General features: G+C 61.6%; 1 protein-coding gene. It reads left to right on the top strand.

Features of this window, described 5'->3' with window-relative positions; all coding sequences use genetic code 11:
• Window positions 1–393 precede the first annotated feature (393 nt).
• Window positions 394–2,214, top strand: a complete 1,821-nt coding sequence (locus tag B7G66_RS15415) for an ABC transporter ATP-binding protein (RefSeq protein ID WP_003622333.1) — start codon at window positions 394–396, stop codon at window positions 2,212–2,214.
• The last annotated feature ends 140 nt before the right edge of the window (window positions 2,215–2,354 follow it).

Here is a 2,354-nt window from a genome sequence, read left to right as displayed (position 1 = left end):
GGCGGGGGCCGGGTCGGGCGGGGGTGGTCATGCTCGGTCCTGGATCACGATAATGGCGATGCTGTCTTTCTTCCACCCTTTGCAATGTTCTGTAAATCCATGCGTCGCACCACTTTGACGCTTGTTCCGTGCCCCCAGGGTCGGATAGTCGTCCGTATCCTCTTTGTTGAGGGTGTCTGAAAAGATGATCGTGAGGGCATTTGGGGAAAGTAAAAGTTTCTGGTGGGGCCGTCCCGGAAAGCCTTGCTCAAGGCGTTATCCGTAGTGAAACGAAGGACATCACCGGAAATTTTATCGTTCCCCGTTACCAGTGTATTTCAAACACAGCCTCATCGCCTTTCACCACAGCCCCCGTGCGCGACATGCCGGTTCCGCGCGGGTATCGGAATAGACATGACCAACCCCACCACGACCCTTCCCACATCGCGCGATCCTGCGCGGGCGCGGCGCACTTTTGTTGCTGTCCTTGGTTTCGCCATTGCGCGCTGGCGGATGCATCCGGGCCTGCTTGGATGGACGCTGGGCGGGGTGATGGTCGCGACCCTGACCGATGTTCTGACGCCGCTGCTTGCGGGATGGCTGGTGGATGATGTCGCGCATGCCCATCCGGGCAGCAGGCATGACGCCATGGTCATGGTCGCGGGGCTGGCTGCACTGGGCCTTGCTGGGGTAATGGGACGGCGGGCTTCCTATCGTGGGATCACGCACCTGAATTCCCGTGTCATGGAAAATATCATGACCGGGGCCTTTGCGCGGGTGCAGCGTTTTTCCAGCGAATGGCACGCCAATAATTTCGCCGGTTCGACCGTGCGCCAGATCACGCGCGGGACATGGGCGATGGATACGCTGGGTGATACCATCATGCTCCTGCTGGTGCCCGAGGCGCTGGTGCTGGTGGCAACCACGCTGGTGCTTGGCCTGCACTGGATGGTGATGGGGCTGTTGCTGGCGGTGGGGTCGGTGGCGCTGGTGGTGCTGTCGGTCGTGCTGACATTGCAGTACGTCGCGCCGGCCTCACGCCTTGCCAACACGTGGGATACACGGATGGGGGCGGCATTGGCGGATGCGGTGACCTGCAACGCCGTGGTGAAGGCCAGCGGCGCGGAACAGCGCGAGGACGCGCACCTGGCATGGATTGTCGGGCGCTGGCGGCACCGCACCGTGCGTTCGTGGCTGCGTGGCACCAACAGCGCCAACCTGCAGGCACTGGCGGCCCTGGTCATGCGCATCGGCATGATTGCAGCCGTGGTGGTGTTGTGGGCGCGGGGGCAGGCCAATGCGGGGGATGTGGCCTATGTGCTGACGATGATGTTCGTGGTGCAGGGATACCTGCGCGATATCGGACAGCAGATCTCCATCGTGCAACGCGCGGTGAACGAGATGGACGAACTCGTCAACCTGTTCGCCCGCCCTCCCGGGATCGTGGACCCGCCCGGCGCGCCTGCATTGCATGTGACGCGGGGGCATATCCGTTTTGAACATGTCGGGTTTGGTTATGGTGTGCAGGGGCGTGCGCCGCTGTTTTCAGACCTTTGCCTTGATATCCCGGCAGGCAGCCGTGTCGGGCTGGTGGGGCCGTCGGGATCGGGCAAGACGACGCTGACGAAACTGCTGCAACGGCTGTATGACGTACGGGCGGGACGGATCACCATCGACGGCACCGATATCGCCACCGTGGCGCAATCTTCCTTACGGTCCTCCATCGCGATTGTCCCACAGGAACCGTTGCTGTTCCACCGTTCCCTGCGTGACAATATCGCCTATGGCCGGCCTGACGCCACCCCTGCTGAAATCGTGCGGGCAGCGCAACTGGCCAATGCGGCGGACTTTATCGAACGCCTGCCGCTGGGGTATGCCACGATGGTGGGCGAACGCGGGGTCAAGCTGTCGGGGGGCGAGCGCCAGAGGATCGCCATTGCCCGTGCGTTCCTGAGCAATGCGCGCATCCTGATCATGGATGAGGCGACATCCAGCCTCGATTCAGAATCGGAGCAACTGGTCCAGCAGGCGATGGAGCGGCTGATGGCAGGGCGGACCGTGCTGGTGATCGCCCATCGCCTGTCCACGGTGGTGGGGTTGGACCGCATCATCGTCTTCCGCCATGGTACGGTGTGCGAGGATGGGACACATGCGGAACTGATGGCGCATCCCGATGGGGTGTATCACCGCCTGTTCGCCTTGCAGGCGACCGACCCGGCGGTGCCATCCGCCTGAGAGCCCCCAAAAGGTCAAGGAAGGGGGAATGGAAAATACAAGTCGCTGCTGAGAGGTATTCAAGGCGTTTTAAAGACTGTTTGAAAAGTCAGGCTCAATAATATCCTGAAATCATAAAGGTTTTTGGTGAAGCTTTTTCC

Source organism: Novacetimonas hansenii JCM 7643 (genome assembly GCF_000964405.1).
GTDB classification, from domain to species: Bacteria; Pseudomonadota; Alphaproteobacteria; order Acetobacterales; family Acetobacteraceae; genus Novacetimonas; species Novacetimonas hansenii.
Note: the sequence above shows the minus strand (reverse complement) of the source record. Positions and strands in the feature narration are given on the sequence as shown.